The 15,906-nt window shown below is 63.1% G+C and carries 17 protein-coding genes; 12 read left to right on the forward strand and 5 right to left on the reverse strand.

Features of this window, described 5'->3' with window-relative positions; all coding sequences use genetic code 11:
• The coding region (locus tag ADADOO_RS08350; protein WP_511276646.1) for an FIST N-terminal domain-containing protein at window positions 1–223 on the reverse strand (223 nt) is incomplete at its 3' end.
• A gap of 236 nt (window positions 224–459) precedes the next feature.
• Here ADADOO_RS08350 and miaA point away from each other — a divergent pair.
• Complete coding sequence (gene miaA / locus ADADOO_RS08355; RefSeq protein WP_511276672.1) at window positions 460–1,407, forward strand: tRNA (adenosine(37)-N6)-dimethylallyltransferase MiaA; 948 nt, start codon at window positions 460–462, stop codon at window positions 1,405–1,407.
• A gap of 105 nt (window positions 1,408–1,512) precedes the next feature.
• Here the strand turns inward: miaA and ADADOO_RS08360 are convergent, their stop codons facing one another.
• The 4 genes from ADADOO_RS08360 to purM all read right to left on the reverse strand — a co-directional run bounded on the left by ADADOO_RS08360 (window position 1,513) and on the right by purM (window position 7,405).
• Window positions 1,513–4,551, reverse strand: coding sequence for an efflux RND transporter permease subunit (locus tag ADADOO_RS08360; RefSeq protein WP_511276648.1), 3,039 nt, complete (start codon window positions 4,549–4,551; stop codon window positions 1,513–1,515).
• On the reverse strand, window positions 4,548–5,666 hold the full coding sequence (locus ADADOO_RS08365) for an efflux RND transporter periplasmic adaptor subunit (RefSeq protein ID WP_511276650.1): 1,119 nt from the start codon (window positions 5,664–5,666) through the stop codon (window positions 4,548–4,550). The genes ADADOO_RS08360 and ADADOO_RS08365 overlap by 4 nt, the downstream gene beginning before the upstream one ends.
• An 82-nt stretch (window positions 5,667–5,748) precedes the next feature.
• Complete coding sequence (locus ADADOO_RS08370) at window positions 5,749–6,372, reverse strand: septal ring lytic transglycosylase RlpA family protein (RefSeq protein WP_511276652.1); 624 nt, start codon at window positions 6,370–6,372, stop codon at window positions 5,749–5,751.
• Entirely contained in the window at window positions 6,362–7,405 is a 1,044-nt protein-coding gene (gene purM / locus ADADOO_RS08375; RefSeq protein WP_511276654.1) for a phosphoribosylformylglycinamidine cyclo-ligase, read from the reverse strand. The genes ADADOO_RS08370 and purM overlap by 11 nt, the downstream gene beginning before the upstream one ends.
• 257 nt (window positions 7,406–7,662) lie before the next feature.
• On the opposite strand from purM, the gene tyrS reads away from it, so the two are divergent.
• From tyrS to panD, 11 genes are all read left to right on the forward strand, one after another.
• A complete protein-coding gene (tyrS, locus tag ADADOO_RS08380) occupies window positions 7,663–8,937 on the forward strand; it encodes a tyrosine--tRNA ligase (RefSeq protein WP_511276656.1) in 1,275 nt (424 codons plus the stop codon).
• A gap of 128 nt (window positions 8,938–9,065) precedes the next feature.
• Window positions 9,066–9,377 (forward strand): hypothetical protein, encoded by a 312-nt coding sequence (locus ADADOO_RS08385; protein WP_511276657.1) that lies wholly within the window; start codon window positions 9,066–9,068, stop codon window positions 9,375–9,377.
• A gap of 108 nt (window positions 9,378–9,485) precedes the next feature.
• Window positions 9,486–10,136 (forward strand): DnaA regulatory inactivator Hda, encoded by a 651-nt coding sequence (gene hda, locus ADADOO_RS08390; RefSeq protein ID WP_511276658.1) that lies wholly within the window; start codon window positions 9,486–9,488, stop codon window positions 10,134–10,136.
• A gap of 49 nt (window positions 10,137–10,185) precedes the next feature.
• Window positions 10,186–10,890, forward strand: coding sequence for a DUF1003 domain-containing protein (locus ADADOO_RS08395; RefSeq protein WP_511276660.1), 705 nt, complete (start codon window positions 10,186–10,188; stop codon window positions 10,888–10,890).
• A gap of 33 nt (window positions 10,891–10,923) precedes the next feature.
• The gene (locus ADADOO_RS08400; RefSeq protein WP_511276662.1) at window positions 10,924–11,592 is read left to right on the forward strand and encodes a histidinol-phosphatase; all 669 of its coding nucleotides are present in this window, start codon (window positions 10,924–10,926) and stop codon (window positions 11,590–11,592) included.
• 48 nt (window positions 11,593–11,640) lie between these two features.
• Window positions 11,641–12,960: a polynucleotide adenylyltransferase PcnB gene (pcnB, locus tag ADADOO_RS08405; RefSeq protein ID WP_511276663.1), complete on the forward strand. Its 1,320-nt coding sequence runs from the start codon at window positions 11,641–11,643 to the stop codon at window positions 12,958–12,960.
• Complete coding sequence (gene folK / locus ADADOO_RS08410) at window positions 12,957–13,433, forward strand: 2-amino-4-hydroxy-6-hydroxymethyldihydropteridine diphosphokinase (protein ID WP_511276664.1); 477 nt, start codon at window positions 12,957–12,959, stop codon at window positions 13,431–13,433. The genes pcnB and folK overlap by 4 nt, the downstream gene beginning before the upstream one ends.
• Window positions 13,430–13,792 (forward strand): DMT family protein, encoded by a 363-nt coding sequence (locus ADADOO_RS08415; RefSeq protein WP_511276665.1) that lies wholly within the window; start codon window positions 13,430–13,432, stop codon window positions 13,790–13,792. Before folK ends, ADADOO_RS08415 begins: the two co-directional genes overlap by 4 nt.
• 8 nt (window positions 13,793–13,800) lie before the next feature.
• A complete protein-coding gene (panB, locus tag ADADOO_RS08420; RefSeq protein WP_511276667.1) occupies window positions 13,801–14,619 on the forward strand; it encodes a 3-methyl-2-oxobutanoate hydroxymethyltransferase in 819 nt (272 codons plus the stop codon).
• A gap of 101 nt (window positions 14,620–14,720) precedes the next feature.
• The gene (panC, locus tag ADADOO_RS08425) at window positions 14,721–15,545 is read left to right on the forward strand and encodes a pantoate--beta-alanine ligase (protein WP_511276669.1); all 825 of its coding nucleotides are present in this window, start codon (window positions 14,721–14,723) and stop codon (window positions 15,543–15,545) included.
• A gap of 90 nt (window positions 15,546–15,635) precedes the next feature.
• Window positions 15,636–15,906: aspartate 1-decarboxylase (panD, locus tag ADADOO_RS08430; protein ID WP_511276670.1), on the forward strand; the 271-nt coding region annotated here is incomplete at its 3' end.

The following is a 15,906-nucleotide window of genomic DNA, read 5'->3' on the forward strand; positions in this document are numbered from 1 at the left end:
CGGCGGAGCCGATTTCACCCGCCGTGGTACAGCCAATTAACGGCACGCTGCCAAATAGCTGATTGAGTTCGTCGGCCAGCGCATCGAGGTCGTAGTCGCTGGAACAAAAAAAGACGACCATCGCCATGTCGGGCTGGTTGACGCCGGCATGAAATTCCCGGGCGGCCTGGCGCGCCTCGCCGGCGCAGGAATGGCTGATGCGAAAGGGAGAATCGGTAGTCATGTTGTCTCCATGCTCCTGATGTTTTGTATTTGCCGCTGCGGGTGGCGCAACACGTCTGATTATCCGCTCGCTGGCAAAGCTGTCCAGTCATTGCCAATTTTTAGAGAAAATAGCCAGAAACAGCAAAATCATCATCCACTCAAAACCACTCAATCCGATGCGCCGAGCCCTGCCCGACCGAGCCCCCTCCAGGACGCCGGAAATGAACGGACACCGCCGTGGTAGCATTCGCCGCCATGACCTCGCCCCGCCTGCCGCCTGCCATCCTGATCATGGGTCCGACCGCGTCGGGGAAGACGGCGGTGGCCATGGCGCTGGCCGACCGTTTTCCCGTCGAGCTGATCAGCGTCGATTCGGCCCAGGTTTTCCGCGACATGGATGTCGGCACGGCCAAGCCTGACCGCGCCACACTGGCCCGCTATCCGCACCGCCTGATCGACCTCATCTCGCCGGAAGAAAGCTATTCGGCGGCCCGCTTTCGCGCCGATGCGCTGGCCGCGATGGATGACATCACCAAGGCTGGCAAGGTGCCCGTGCTGGTTGGCGGCACGATGCTCTATTTCCGCGCCCTGCTGCACGGCCTGGCCGACCTGCCGCAGGCCGACGCTGCGCTACGTGCCGAAATCGATGCCGAGGCCGCAGCCGAGGGCTGGCCGGCCATGCATGCCAAACTGGCGCGGCTCGACCCGGCGACCGCCGCCCGCCTGCACACGACCGACAGCCAGCGCCTGCAACGCGCCCTGGAAATCTGCCGGCTGACCGGTCGACCGATGTCCGAACTGCTGGCCGAGAGCGAAAAGCAGAAGCCACCCTACGAGCTGCTCTCGATCGGCCTGCTGCCCTCCGACCGCACGGTACTGCACGATCGCATCGCCCGCCGTTTCGACGAAATGCTGCTGGCCGGGCTCGATGACGAGCTGCGTATGCTGCGCCGGAAATACGCGCTGAGCCTCAATCTGCCGTCGATGCGCTGCGTTGGCTACCGGCAGACCTGGGAGGTGCAGGACGGCACCCTGCCACGCAATGAACTGCGCGATCGTGGAATTTTCGCGACGCGCCAACTCGCCAAGCGCCAGATCACCTGGCTGACCAACTCCTTCGAGGCCGAGCATTTCGACTGCCTCGACCCGGCGCTGGCCGAGCAGATCGCCGAGCGGACGGCGAGCTTCCTCGCTGCCGCCTGAAGCGGCGCCGCGGCATCGCTACGGTCAACGGCAAAAAAAGCCCAAAAACAGAAAGTCCGGTCGACCGGGCGGGGCTGAGCAAGGCCAGGCACCGCCGCCGGCAGCTCAGGCCTCGGCCGGCGCCTTGCGGGCCACCAGCAGGGAATACACCGTCGGCACGACGAACAGCGTGAACAAGGTGCCGAGTAGCAAGCCACCGACGATGACCCAGCCGATCTGCTGCCGCGATTCCGCCCCCGCCCCGGTGCTGAAGGCCAGCGGCACGGCGCCGAGCACCATGGCGCCAGTCGTCATGAGAATCGGCCGGAGGCGCAGGAAGGCCGACTCGATGACCGCCACCTTGAGCGCCATGCCTTTTTCCTGCAACTGGTTGGCGAATTCGACGATCAGGATGCCGTGCTTGGTAATCAGACCGACCAGCGTGACCAGGCCGATCTGGCTGTAAACGTTGAGTGTGCCGCCGCTCAGCCAGAGAGCGAGCAGCGCGCCGGCCATCGACAGCGGCACGGTCAGCATGATGATGAAGGGGTCGCGGAAGCTCTCAAATTGGGCGGCCAGCACGAGGTAAATGAAAGCCAGCGCGAGGCCGAAAGTGAAGGCCAGCGACGACGACGATTGGCGGAATTCACGTGACTGGCCGTTGTAGTCGGCGGCGTAGCCCGGCTTGAGCACCCGTTCGGCGACGCCATCCATGAAAGTCAGCGCCTCACCCAGCGTGTAGCCCGGCGCCAGGTTGGCGGTGATCGTTACGGCGCGGCGCTGGCCGAAATGGTTGAGTTCGCGCGGGCTGATCGTCTCTTTCACATCGACCAGGTTTTCCAGCGAAATCATGCTGCCGTCGCGGCCGCGCACGTAGATGTCGCGGATATCCTCGGGATTGCGGCGCTCGACTTCGGCGACCTGGACGATCACGTCGTACTGTTCGCCGTCACGCTTGAAACGCGTCACCTGCCGGCCGCCGAGGAAGGTTTCCAGCGTCCGGCCGATGGTTTCGACCGGCACGCCCAGATCGGCCGCCTTGTCGCGTTTGACGTTGACCGACAGCTCGGGCTTGTTGAGCTTGAGGTCGGTATCGACGTTGGTTAACGATGGATTCTTCGCCACTTCGGCGAGGATCTCGCCGGTCACCTTCTGCAATTCCTCGTAGGGCGCAGCGGTCACGACGACAAAATTGACCGGCCGTTCACGCGGGCTCTGGCCCAGCGACGGCGGCGTGATCGGGAAGGCCATGACGCCGGGAATGGCGGCAAATTTGGGAAACAATTCCTTGGCGATTTCCGGTGAACGACGGCGGCGCTCCTTCCAGTCGGTCAGGCCAAGGATCGAAATCCCCTGGCTCACCGTCGGGTTGCCGGCGACGACGAAATAGCGTTCGGCATCCTTGGTCTGGCTGTAGATGCCTTCGATCTGGCGGGCGTACTTTTCGGTGTAATCGAGCGTTGCGCCCTCGGGCCCAAGAAACATCCCGAAAATGATGCCGCGGTCCTCGACCGGGGCCAGTTCGGACTTCAGCGCCTTGAGCAGGACGCCGCAGGAGGCGGCAACCAGAACGAAACCGACGAGGACGATCCAGCGACGGTTCAATGCGACGGTCAACGCCCGTTTATAGCCAAAATTCAACCCATTCAGGAAGCCTTCGACCATCAGGAAGACCTCGCCATGCTTTTCCTCGTGCTTGAGCAGCACCGAGCACATCATCGGCGACAGGGTCAGCGCGACGAAGCCGGAAACGAGCACGGCGCCGGCCAGGGTCAGGGCGAATTCGATGAACAACTTGCCGGTGCGCCCGGTCATGAAGGCCACCGGGGCATAGACCGCGGCCAGGGTCAGGGTCATGGCGACCACGGCGAAGCCGATTTCCTTGGAACCCTGCAGCGCCGCCTGCAGGCGGGGCATGCCCGCCTCGATGTGACGGAAGATGTTCTCCAGCATGACGATGGCGTCATCGACGACGAGGCCGATGGCCAGGACCAGCGCGAGCAGGGTCAGCGTGTTGATCGTGAAGCCGAGCGCGAACATGATGCCGAAGGCGCCGATCAGCGATACCGGGATGGTGACCAGGGGAATCAGCGTCGCCCGCAGATTGCGCAGGAAGAAGAAAATGATCGCCAGGACGAGCAGGATCGCCTCGCCGATGGTCTTGAAGACCGATTCGATCGAGCGCTCGATGAACACCGACGAATCGTAGGACAGGTTGGCGCTCATGCCCTCCGGCAGCTCGCGAGTGATTTTCGGCACCTCGGCGCGTAGCGCTTTCGACAATTCGAGCGGATTGGCCGTCGCCTGCTTGATGACGCCAAGCGCCACGGCCGAACGGCCCTTGAAGCGCACGGCGCTGCGCTCCGATGCGGCGCCGATCTCGACCCGGCCGAGATCGCTGATGCGGATCGGGTAGCCGTTTACCGTCTTGACGACGACGGCACCGAACTCCTCTGGCGTCTTGAGGTCGGTGTTGGCCACCACGGAAAACTCGCGCTCGCGGCTTTCGATGCGCCCGGCCGGCACCTCGACGTTCTGCTTGCGCAGGGCATCTTCGACATCGGCCGGGGTCAGCTGATAGCCAGCCAGCCGCTGCTTGTCGAGCCAGATGCGCATGGCAAATTTACGGTCGCCGAAAACCCGCACATCGGCCGCGCCGGGCAAGGTCTGCAGGCGCGGCTTGACGATGCGCGTGGCGACATCGGTGACTTCCAGCGCCGAATGCTTATCGGATGAAAAGGCGATCCAGATCACCGGATTGGCATCGGCCTCGACCTTGGCAATGACCGGCTCGTCGACCTCATCCGGCAGTTTGTTACGAACGCGGGAAACCCGGTCGCGGACATCGGAGGCAGCCGAATCGGGCGCCCGTTCCAGTTTGAAACGAACTGAAATCTGGCTGTTCTCGGCCCGCGAAATGGAGGTGATCACCTCCACGCCTTCGATCCCGGCCAGAGAATCCTCAAGCGGCTTGGTCACCTGCGACTCGATGATGTCGGCCGAGGCGCCGCGATAATTCGTGTTGACCGTGACGACAGGCTCATCGATCTTCGGATACTCGCGCACCGGCAGCCGAGTGTAGGAAACGATGCCGAGCAGCATGATGACGAGCGACAGCACGGTCGCGAAGACCGGCCGCTTGATGCAGATCTCCGAAACTTTCATTTGCCGGCCGCCGTCCCGGCTGGGGCTGGCTGCGGCGCCCCTTCGCCGACCGGACGCACGGCGGCGCCGTCGCGCAGTTTCAACTGGCCGGCCGTGACGACCAGATCGCCGGCAGCCAGTCCTTCGACGACTTCAACCTGCGCCGCCCGCCGCACCCCGAGCTTGACCTTGACCAGGCTGGCCTTGCCGTCGACGACCTTGAACACCGCCGGCTGCCCGCCGGGCACGATGGCCTGTTCGGGCACCATGAGCACCGCCTGGCGCTCGCCGAAGAGCAGACGGACACGCACGAACATGCCGGGCCGCAGCTTGCCCTTGGCGTTGTCGAGCCGGGCGCGGGCCGAAATCGAGCGGCCGTTCTCGTCGACCAGCGGGTCGATGGCATCGAGCACCGCTTTGAAGCGCTCGCTCGGCAAGGCGTCAGTCACCACCTCGACGCTCTGGCCCTTGCCGATCCGGCCGAGATAATTTTCCGGCAATTTGAAATCGACGCGCAGCGTGGCGACATCCTCGATGTTGATGAGATCCTGGCCGTCCTTGAGGTAATCGCCAACGCTCACATTGCGCAGGCCGACCATGCCGGTGAACGGTGCCTTGATGCGCATCTTGGCGGCCTTCGCCTCGGCCAGTTGAACGGCAGCCTCCTGGACCTTGAGCGTCGCCGCCGAGCTGTCGAGTGCCTGCTGGCTCAGGAATTTCTTGCCGACCAGCTCGAAATTGCGCTCGTAGCTGCTTTTGGCCAGCGCCAGATTGGCCCGCGCCTGGAGCAATTCGGCATCCTGGATCGCCGCATCGAAAACAACGAGCACCGTGCCCTTGGCCACAATGGCGCCATCCTTGAAACCGATCGAGGCCACGCGCCCGGCCGTTTCCGGCCGCAGGACAACGGATTCGTTCGATTTCAGCGTACCGACGGCGGCCACGTCATCGGCAAAATCGCTCGCCATCACCCGGGCCACCTCCACCGCCGTCGGAAAGCTGGCCGGCGCACTGCTGGCGGCCGGCGCCGCAGGTCCGGCCAGCGGCGCGCGGTGGGCGGTGTAGGCCCAATAACCCAAACCAGCCAGACCGGCCAACGCGATGGCGATGATTCCGAAACGGGTATTTTTGTTCATGGCATTCGGCAAAAGGTCGAACTGACCGGGCAGTCAGCAATAGCTGGAATTGTAACGAACTGGCCAAAATCGCAGAAAGAAATCAGCCACCGCTGCCGGGCTGGAATTCAGGCAATTTTGACGGTTGACCGCAGGCCGCACAGGCCACCGCGACTTCCGGCGCGAAAGCGGCGTGACAGGCGCCGGCGCCGGCTTCCTGCCAACCCTTTTTCAACGGCGCGACCGTGACGACAACGACGCCGGCGCGAACCATGTCGAGGTATTCCGCCACGCTGCGCGAGACGTCGATGATGCGTTTGCGGTGTTTCGGGTGCATCCGGTCATTGACCTTGACGATGGCGCAACGCTCGTTGTCCCCCCGTCGAACGGCGAGCCGGGTGCCGAGCGGAAAGCGATTGCTGGCAGCGCTAAATTGCCGGGCATCGAAACGTTCGCCGGTCGCCGTCGGGCGCCCGTGAAAGGCCTTGCCGTAAAAACTGGCGTGACCGCGCAGGCCGGGAGCGCCGTCCTCGACCAGGTCGGCCGGGCCGAATTCGGGGGCGGATGCACCATGGTGCGCGGTGCCGCGCACCGACTTCTTGTGGTGTTTCGAGGCAGCCGCCTGGTGCGGCGGCTTCTGGCGCGCCGCCCAGACCGGCGACGCGGCATTCAGCAAGAACAGGCCGCAGACCAGCGCGGCGACCCGCAACGGCGATTTAGACCACAACGGTCTGCGCTTCGTCACCGGAACGCGCCCGAATCTGGCCGATGCGATAAACCGCTTCGCCCTGCGCCTTGAGTTCGGCCATGGCGGCATCGGCATCCGCCGCGGCAACGACGATGACCAGACCGATACCGCAGTTGAAGACGCGGTGCATTTCGTTTTCGGCGACCTTGCCTTCGGCCTGCATCCAGTCGAACAGCTTCGGACGCGGCCAGGCCGCCTTTTCCAGCTCGGCCACGGTGTTGTCCGGCAGCACGCGCGGCACGTTTTCGAGCAAGCCGCCGCCAGTGATGTGGGCCATGCCCTTGATCGTCACCTTTTGCATCGTCGCCAGCACCGGCTTGACGTAGATGCGGGTCGGCGCCATGACGACGTCGGCCAAAGTCCGCTCGCCATCAAACTTGGCGTTCATGTCCGGCTTCGAACGCTCGATGATCTTGCGCACCAGCGAGTAGCCGTTGGAGTGGGCGCCCGAGGAAGCCAGGCCAAGCACCACATCGCCCGGCGCAATCGAAGCCTTGCCGTCGATGGCTTTCGATTTTTCAACGACGCCGACGGCGAAACCGGCCAGATCATATTCACCAGCCGGATACATGCCCGGCATTTCAGCCGTTTCGCCACCGATCAGCGCGCAGCCGGCCAGTTCGCAGCCCTTGGCAATACCGCCGACAACGGCGGCAGCGGTATCGACATCGAGCTTGCCGCAGGCAAAGTAGTCGAGGAAGAACAGCGACTCGGCACCGAGCACCAGGATGTCATTGACGCTCATGGCGACCAGATCCTGGCCCACCGTGTCGTGACGATTCAGATCAAACGCCAGGCGCAGCTTGGTGCCGACGCCATCGGTACCGGACACCAGCACCGGCTCCTGGTAGCGCTTGGGCACTTCGAACAACGCGCCAAAACCGCCGATGCCGCCGAGCACGCCGTCGCGCAAGGTCTTGCGGGCCAGCGGCTTGATACGTTCGACGAGGGCATCGCCCGCATCGATATCGACGCCGGCATCACGGTAGGAGAGGGAAGTGTTCTGGGTCATGGTCTTTAGGCGCCAAGGGGCAGCAAAGGCTGCTGGAAAAAACGGCGATTTTACCCGAAACCGCCAAGCTCCCCTAACCGGCCGAGCGGCCTCGCCATTCCGGCGATTTGAGGAAAAAACTGCATTCCCACGGTCAACCGGAAAAAACGGCCAAATTTCAAATCGCGCGCTGCCCCCGAAAAGACCGCCGGCCGCTCTGCTAAAATCGCGGGTTCGAATTTCCGGCGCCGGCGGCGCTGTTCCGTGGAGAAAACGCAATGACCCATTCCCCCCTCATTCAGGATCTGCACGATCGCGGCCTGATCGCCCAGATCACCGACGCGGCGGCGCTCGACAAACTACTGACGGCGGAATCGGTAACGCTTTATTGCGGTTTCGACCCGACGGCGGACAGCCTGCACCTCGGACACCTGGTCCCCGTGCTCATCCTCAAACGCTTTCAGGAAGCCGGCCATAAGCCGATCGCGCTGGTCGGCGGCGCCACCGGCATGATCGGTGACCCGAGCTTCAAGGCCACCGAGCGCAAGCTCAACACGCCGGACGTCATCGCCAGCTGGGTCGACAAGATCCGCGGCCAGGTCGCCCCCTTCCTCCAGTTCGACGGTGCCAACGCCGCCATCATGGCCAACAACTACGACTGGTTCGGCGCCATGAACTGCCTCGAATTCATGCGCGACATCGGCAAGCATTTCTCGGTCAATGCCATGATCAAGAAAGAGTCCGTGCAGCAACGTCTGCAGCGCGAAGACCAGGGCATTTCCTACACCGAATTCTCGTACAGCCTGCTCCAGGGCTACGACTTCGCCGAGCTCAACAAGCGCTACGGCTGCGTCCTGCAGATCGGCGGTTCCGACCAGTGGGGCAATATCGTCGCCGGCACCGACCTGACGCGCCGCCTGCATCAGCAGCACGTCTTCGGCCTGACCGTACCGCTGATCACCAAGGCCGACGGCACCAAGTTCGGCAAGACCGAATCCGGCGCCATCTGGCTCGACCCGAAAAAGACCTCGCCCTACGCCTTCTACCAGTTCTGGCTCAACACCAGCGACGCCGACGTCTACAAGTTCCTCAAATTCTTCACCTTTTTGCCGGTCGACCGTATCAACGAGATCGAAACGACCGACCAGGCCAGCGGTGGCAAGCCGGAAGCCCAGCGCATCCTGGCCGAGGAAGCGACCCGCCTGGTGCACGGCGAAGTCGCCCTGATGGCCGCCCGCCGCATCACCGACAGCCTGTTCCACGGTCAACTGGAAAATTTGACTGAAAACGACCTCGAACAACTGGCCCAGGACGGCATGCCCGGCGTGCAGCTGGACAAGGCCAACGCCAGCCTGATTGATGCCCTGGTCGCCGCCGGCCTGGCCAAGTCGAAATCCGAAGCGCGCAGTTTCATCCAGAGCGGCAGCGTCGCCATCAACGGCAACAAGGGCGAAGCGCTGGACCACCAGATCGCCGACAACGAGCGCTTCTACGGCCGTTTCACCATCCTGCGCCGGGGCAAGAAAAACTACGGGCTGGTCAGCTGGCACTAAGCGCGGTTTGTAGGCGCCCTGTAGCAAGATGTTTCAGGATGTTATTTCGCTAAACGTGAAGCATTTCCTGACGTTAATGAATTTACGGAGTTAATTTTCCCGTAGAGACTTACCGAAGGAGATGCGCCATGACCGATTTAAGCCCCAGCCAGATCAGGTCGCTTGCCGAAACCTCGACGACAGCGGCCGCCTACCTGGATGCCTGCGACAACGGTGCCAAATTCGTTCGACTGGATCCGGCTTATTACCAGGCATGCGCTCGCCTGCTGACGACCATCTTTACCGTGATCGATGCGGCGGAGACCTTCCCGGACCTGCTCAGCCGCTCTCCAGCGGCCCGCAACGCGGCCGAATCGCTCGACATGGAATACCACATCATGATCAGCCGAACCGGCTATTACCCTCAGCTCTCGGCCATCCTGGCCCGCGCCTCGGTATAAACGACCGGTCAAGAAAATCAGCGGACCAGAACGCCGGCAGCAGTCTAAATCGGCGCCAGCGTCGGGAGCGATGCTAGAATTTCGCCCCCATTCCCATTCGCCATCCCGATGCGCCAGCTGATTCTCGATTTGCTGCCCGAAAGCTCGCCGACGCTCGATAACTTCGTTCCTGGCGGCAACGTCGAAACCCTGGCCCTGCTCACCGAATGGCTGGCCGGAACGCGCACCGACACCTCGTTCTGCCTGTGGGGTGAAGCCGGCTCGGGATGCTCGCATTTGCTCCAGGCGAGCGGCTTTGCCTACGCCGACGCGGCCCTCGACCCGACCCTGAAAAGCGCGCCGACAACGGAGCAACTGGCCGTCGATCACGTTGAATACCTCGAAGAATCCGGCCAGATCGCCCTCTTCAACCACTTCAATCGCCTGAAAATGGGCGCTGGCATGCTGTTGACCGCAAGCGCACAGCCGCCAGCCCATCTCACGCTGCGCGAAGACCTGCGCACCCGCCTCGGCTCCGGCCTGATCTGCCGGCTGCAGCCGCTCTCCGACGCCGAAAAGGCCGAAGCGCTGGCCAGCCAGGCCAAAGAGCGCGCCCTCAAGCTGACGCCGGAACTCATCGACTACCTGATGCGCCACGCCCCGCGCGACATGCGCACGCTATCGACCATCATCGTCGCCCTCGACCAGTACACGCTGGAACAAAAGCGCGCTGTCACCCTGCCCCTGCTCCGCGAACTGCTGCAATCGCCGCAGGGCTGATGGCGAGCCAACGGTTACCCTGTACGCAACGCCACGATAGGGAGCGCGCGTGAGTCACACCAAGTCAACCACCGGCACCTGCCAAGTCTGCGGCAACACCTTCCCGGCGCGCGAACTGATCGCCGCACCGCTGATCCGTGCCAACATCGCCAACGCCATCCGGGCCGAGCACCCCGATTGGTCGCCCGTCAGCAGCATTTGTCAGCCGGACCTGGCGCGCTATCGCGGGCAATACATCCACGCCCTGCTGGTGTCCGAAAAGGGCGAGCTGTCGGAACTGGAACACGAGGTTCTGCACAGCCTGCAAACCCACCAGACGCTGGCCGCCGACATCGAAAGCGAGTACGCCGAAAAATGGAATCTCGGCGAACGCCTGGCCGACCGCATCGCCACCTTCGGCGGCAGCTGGACCTTCCTGATCCTCTTCGGCCTGTTCATCGTCGCCTGGATCATGATCAACTCGCTGGTTCTGTACTTTCGCCCGGTCGATCCCTTCCCGTTCATCCTGCTCAATCTCGTGCTTTCCTGCCTGGCCGCTGTCCAGGCGCCGGTGATCATGATGAGCCAGAACCGGCAGGAGGCGAAAGACCGCCTGCGCGCCCGCAACGACTACCAGGTCAATCTCAAGGCCGAGCTGGAAATCCGCCAGCTGCACGAAAAAATCGACCACCTGCTCTCCCACCAATGGGAGCGCATGATCGAAATCCAGGAAGTCCAGCTCGATCTGCTCAACGAATTGCGCCGCCCCCGGTAAACTACCGACCAATCAAAACTTGCCCTCAAGCCCATGAACCTTGCCCTCTTCGACCTCGACAACACCCTGCTCAGCGGCGACTCCGATTTCGAATGGGCGCAATTCCTGATCAGCAAAGGCGTCGTCGACCGCGCGCTACAGGAAACCAGGAATCTCCAGTTCTACGAGCAATACAAGGCCGGCACGCTCGACATTTACGAATTCCTGAATTTCCAGCTCGCCCCGCTGACCCGCCACGCACGCGCAGAACTTGACGCCTGGCATGGCGAATACATGGCCCGCCACATCCTGCCGATCATCGGCCAGCCGGCCCGCGCGCTGGTCAACCAGCATCTCGACGCGGGCGACCTGTGCGCCATCGTCACCGCCACCAACAGCTTCGTCACCGGCGCCATCGCCCGTGAATTCGGCATTCCGCACCTGATCGGCACCATTCCCACGGTCAACCCGGAAAATGGCCGATTTTCCGGATTGACCAGTGGCACCCCCTCCTTCCGCGAAGGCAAGATCGAACGGGTTGAAAGCTGGCTCGAATCGCTCGGCCTGTGGTGGGGCAGCTTTGCCGGCAGTTGTTTCTACAGCGACTCGCACAACGACCTGCCGCTGATGGCCAAGGTCAGCACGCCGGTGGCCGTCGATCCTGATGAAAAGCTGCACGCGCATGCCAGTCAAATGGGCTGGAAAATCATCACTTTGCGGTAGAATCCGCCTTTTCCCGCAGCGTCCAGAACGCTCATTGAACGGTAATACGTGATCCGCAAACTCATCTCCCGCGTCTTCAGCGGCAAGAAACCCAAAGCCAGTCGCCACGAACCGGCCGTCATCCCCGTCTCCAGCCATGGCATCACCCGCGACCGCATCAGCAGCGGCAGCCGGCGCGTCTGCGAAACCCTGCAGGGCCACGGCTTCAAGGCTTACGTCGTCGGCGGCGCCGTGCGCGACCTGCTGATCGGGGCCGTGCCCAAGGATTTCGACATCGCCACCGACGCCACGCCGGAAGAAGTCCGCCGCGCCTTCCGCCGCTCGCGCATCATCGGCCGCCGCTTCCAGATCGTGCACGTCATGATGGGTCAGGAAACGCTGGAAGTGACCACCTTCCGCGGCATGCTCGACGAAAAAACGAAGACCGACGAACACGGCCGTGTGCTCCACGACAACGTTTTCGGCAGCCACGCCGACGACGCCGCCCGCCGCGACTTCACGGCCAACGCGCTGTATTACGACCCGGCCAGCGAAGCGGTCATCGACTACCACCACGGCGTCGGCGACCTCAAGCAGAAAACCCTGCGCATGATCGGCGAGCCGCGCGCCCGCTACCGCGAAGACCCGGTGCGCATGCTGCGCGCCGTCCGCCTCGCCGCCAAGCTCGGCCTAATGATCGACCCGGAAGCCAGCAAGCCGATCCGCGAAATGGCGGCCCTGCTCGAAAACGTGCCAGCCGCCCGCCTCTTCGACGAAATGCTCAAGCTGCTGACCTCAGGGCATTCGGTCAAATGCATCACCCAGTTGCGCCACGAAGGGCTGCACCACGGCCTGTTACCGCTGCTCGACGTCATTCTTGAACAGCCGATGGGCGAGAAATTCGTCATGCTCTCGCTGAAAAATACCGACGACCGCATCCGCCAGGAAAAGGGGGTCTCGCCCGGCTTCCTGTTCGCCACCCTGCTCTGGCACGAAGTGCTGGGCCACTGGGAAAAGCTCAAGGCCAAGGGCGAAGCCAAGATTCCGGCGCTCTACCAGGCGATGGACACGGTGCTCGACGTGCAGGGCGAAAAGCTCGCCATCACGCGGCGCATCGCCGGCGACATCAAGGACATCTGGGCCCTCCAGCCGCGCTTCGAAGCGCGCGCCGGCAAGCGTCCCTACGCCCTGCTCGAACAACCGCGCTTTCGGGCGGGTTACGATTTCCTCGTCCTGCGCGCCGAATCCGGCGAAGTTGACATGGAACTGGCCGACTGGTGGACGCGCTTTCAGAAAGTCGACGGCGAAGAACGCGCCGAAATGTTGCTGCCGGAACAGGCCGGCGACAAGAAACGCCGCCGGCGCAAGAAAAAACCAGCCGTCGAATGAACACCGCCTACGTCGCACTGGGCGCCAACCTCGGCGACCCGGCGGCTACCGTGCTGGCCGCCTTCGCGGCCCTGGCCAACCTGCCGGAAAGCCGCGTCGCCCATGGCTCTTCCCTCTACAGGACAGCGCCGGTCGGGCTTACCGATCAGCCGGAATTCGTCAATGCGGTGGCCGAACTGGAAACCGCCCTGGCGCCGGAAGCCTTGCTCGATGCGCTGTTTGACATCGAGCAACGCTTCGGCCGCCGCCGCGCCGAAAAGAACGGCCCGCGCACGCTCGACCTCGACCTGCTGCTCTACAACGACCAGTTTGTCGACTTGCCGCGCCTGATCCTGCCCCACCCGCGCCTGCACCTGCGCGCCTTCGTCCTCCAGCCGCTGGCTGAAATCGCACCGCGACTCGCCATCCCCGGCCGCGGCACCGTCGCCGCCTGGCTGCCGGCCGTCGCCAATCAGGGCATCGTCCGGCTATGAGCGTTTTTGGCTTCCACATCCCCGTACTCTGGCAGACGGTGATGCTGCTGGCCCTGTCGAACGTCTTCATGACCTTCGCCTGGTATTCGCACCTCAAGCACCTCAACGACAAACCATGGTGGATCGCCGCGCTGCTTTCGTGGGGCATCGCGCTGTTCGAATACCTGCTGCAGGTGCCAGCCAACCGCATCGGCAATACCGAACTCAGCCTCGGCCAGCTCAAGATCCTGCAGGAAGTCATCACCCTGGCCGTCTTCGTTCCCTTCGTTGTCTTTTACATGAACCAGCCGCTCAAGCTTGACTACTTGTGGGCGGCTCTGTGTATCCTAGGCGCCGTCTATTTCGTCTTCAGGGCGTAAAAACCATCATGTCCGCTCAAACCATCACCCGCCGCCTGACCCAGGCCGATCTCGCCAGGCTTTATCAAGCCGGCGAGAAAGTGGTCATGTTCACCGCCTACGACGCCAGCTTCGCCCGCCTGCTCGATGGCGCCGGGGTCGATTCGATCCTGATCGGCGATTCGCTGGGCAACGTCATCCAGGGCCACGACACGACGCTGCCCGTCACCGTCGCCGACATCGCCTACCACACCGCCTGCGTCAAACGCGGTGCCGAGCACGCTTTCATCATCGCCGACATGCCTTTCGGCAGCTATCAGGAATCGCCGGAACAAGCCTTCCGCAACGCCGTCACCCTAATGGCGGCCGGCGCCCAGATGGTCAAGCTCGAAGGCGGCCAGGAAATGGCAAAAACGGTCAAATTTCTGGTTGACCGTGGCATTCCGGTCTGCGGCCACGTCGGCCTGACGCCGCAATCGGTGCATGCCCTAGGCGGCTACAAGGTCCAGGGCAAAGGTGAAGCCGCCGCGCAAAAGCTCAAGGACGACGCGTTGGCCGTGCAGGATGCCGGCGCCACGATGATCGTCCTCGAAGCCATTCCCGCTGTGCTGGCGGCGGAAGTCACCGCCAGCCTGCACATCATCACCATCGGCATCGGTGCCGGCAAGGACTGCTCCGGCCAAGTCATGGTGCTGCACGACGCCTTCGACATCCCGCCCGGCAAAAAGGCCAAGTTCGTCAAGAACTTCATGGACGGCGCCAGCAGCATCGCCGACGCCGCCTGCCGCGCCGTTGCCGCCGTCAAGGACGGCAGCTACCCCGGCCCCGAACACACTTACGCTGCTTAAATTCCAGACGCAGAGGCGCAGAGACGCGGAGAAAACCTGCTTTTGAAGCTCTCCGCGCCTCAGCGCCTCTGCGTTTCAACTTCTATCCCCGATACCCGAACATGCAAATCCATTCCGCCATCGCCGACCTGCGTGCAGCGCTCAAGGGGCGCGACCGCGTCGTTTTCGTGCCGACCATGGGCAACCTCCACGCCGGCCACATCAGCCTGATGGAACAGGCCCGGGCCCACGGCGACACCGTCGTCGCCTCCATCTTCGTCAATCGCCTGCAATTCGGTCCGAACGAGGATTTCGACAAATATCCGCGCACTTTCCAGGCCGACTGCGCCAAGCTCGCCGCGGCCGGCGTCGATGTCCTGTTCGCCCCGACCGAAGCCGATCTCTACCCGGAAGCGCAGGAATACACGGTCGAGCCGCCGGCCATCCAGAACATCCTCGACGGCGAATTCCGCCCCGGCCATTTCCGTGGCGTCGCCACCGTCGTCCTCAAGCTGTTCAACATCGTCCAGCCGCAGGCCGCCGTCTTCGGCAAGAAGGATTATCAGCAGCTCATGGTCATCCGCAACATGACCCGCCAGTTGGCCTTGCCGATCGCCATCATCGGCGGTGAAACGGTGCGCGCCGAAGACGGCCTGGCGCTCTCGTCACGTAACGGCTACCTGAGCGCAAGTGAGCGCGCCGAAGCGCCGCGCCTGCACCGTTTGCTCAACAACATCCGCGCCGCCATCCGGGCCGGCGAAACCGACACCGTCAAACTGGAAAATGCCGCCATTGCCGAGTTGACCGCAGCGGGCTGGAAGACCGACTATGTTGCAGTGCGGCAACAGGCCGACCTGGCTATGCCGAAAGGCGTAGACGCCCCGCTGGTGGTGCTTGCCGCCAGCCGACTGGGAACCACGCGACTCATTGATAACGCTGAGGTTTGACGAGCCCGCGTCATTCATAATTACACGCGTTGACAGTGACGTATTAGTCGCTACAATTCGCTTCCCCCAACTATCTGGATGAGTGAAACCATGCAGAGAACAATGCTGAAATCCAAGTTGCATCGCGTCACGGCAACCCACGCCGACCTGCACTACGAGGGTTCCTGCGCCATCGATGAAGACCTGCTTGAAGCGGCGAACATCAAGGAATACGAACAGATCGACATCTGGAACGTAAACAATGGCGAGCGTTTCACCACCTATGCCATCCGCGCCGAACGCGGATCGGGCGTCATCTCCGTCAATGGTTCGGCGGCCCGCCGCGCCGCCCCGGGCGACATCCTGATCATCGCCACCTTCG

The sequence above is a fragment of the Azonexus sp. genome (assembly GCF_036170495.1).
Classification (GTDB): Bacteria; Pseudomonadota; Gammaproteobacteria; order Burkholderiales; family Rhodocyclaceae; genus Azonexus.

Coding starts and splice junctions, on each gene's coding strand:
- panC (WP_511276669.1), top strand. CDS start 14,721: ATGCAAATCCATTCCGCCATCGCCGACCTGCGTGCAGCGCTCAAGGGG.
- ADADOO_RS08400 (WP_511276662.1), top strand. CDS start 10,924: ATGAACCTTGCCCTCTTCGACCTCGACAACACCCTGCTCAGCGGCGAC.
- miaA (WP_511276672.1), top strand. CDS start 460: ATGACCTCGCCCCGCCTGCCGCCTGCCATCCTGATCATGGGTCCGACC.
- purM (WP_511276654.1), bottom strand. CDS start 7,405: ATGACCCAGAACACTTCCCTCTCCTACCGTGATGCCGGCGTCGATATC.
- ADADOO_RS08365 (WP_511276650.1), bottom strand. CDS start 5,666: ATGAACAAAAATACCCGTTTCGGAATCATCGCCATCGCGTTGGCCGGT.
- ADADOO_RS08385 (WP_511276657.1), top strand. CDS start 9,066: ATGACCGATTTAAGCCCCAGCCAGATCAGGTCGCTTGCCGAAACCTCG.
- hda (WP_511276658.1), top strand. CDS start 9,486: ATGCGCCAGCTGATTCTCGATTTGCTGCCCGAAAGCTCGCCGACGCTC.
- folK (WP_511276664.1), top strand. CDS start 12,957: ATGAACACCGCCTACGTCGCACTGGGCGCCAACCTCGGCGACCCGGCG.
- ADADOO_RS08415 (WP_511276665.1), top strand. CDS start 13,430: ATGAGCGTTTTTGGCTTCCACATCCCCGTACTCTGGCAGACGGTGATG.
- ADADOO_RS08360 (WP_511276648.1), bottom strand. CDS start 4,551: ATGAAAGTTTCGGAGATCTGCATCAAGCGGCCGGTCTTCGCGACCGTG.
- tyrS (WP_511276656.1), top strand. CDS start 7,663: ATGACCCATTCCCCCCTCATTCAGGATCTGCACGATCGCGGCCTGATC.
- panB (WP_511276667.1), top strand. CDS start 13,801: ATGTCCGCTCAAACCATCACCCGCCGCCTGACCCAGGCCGATCTCGCC.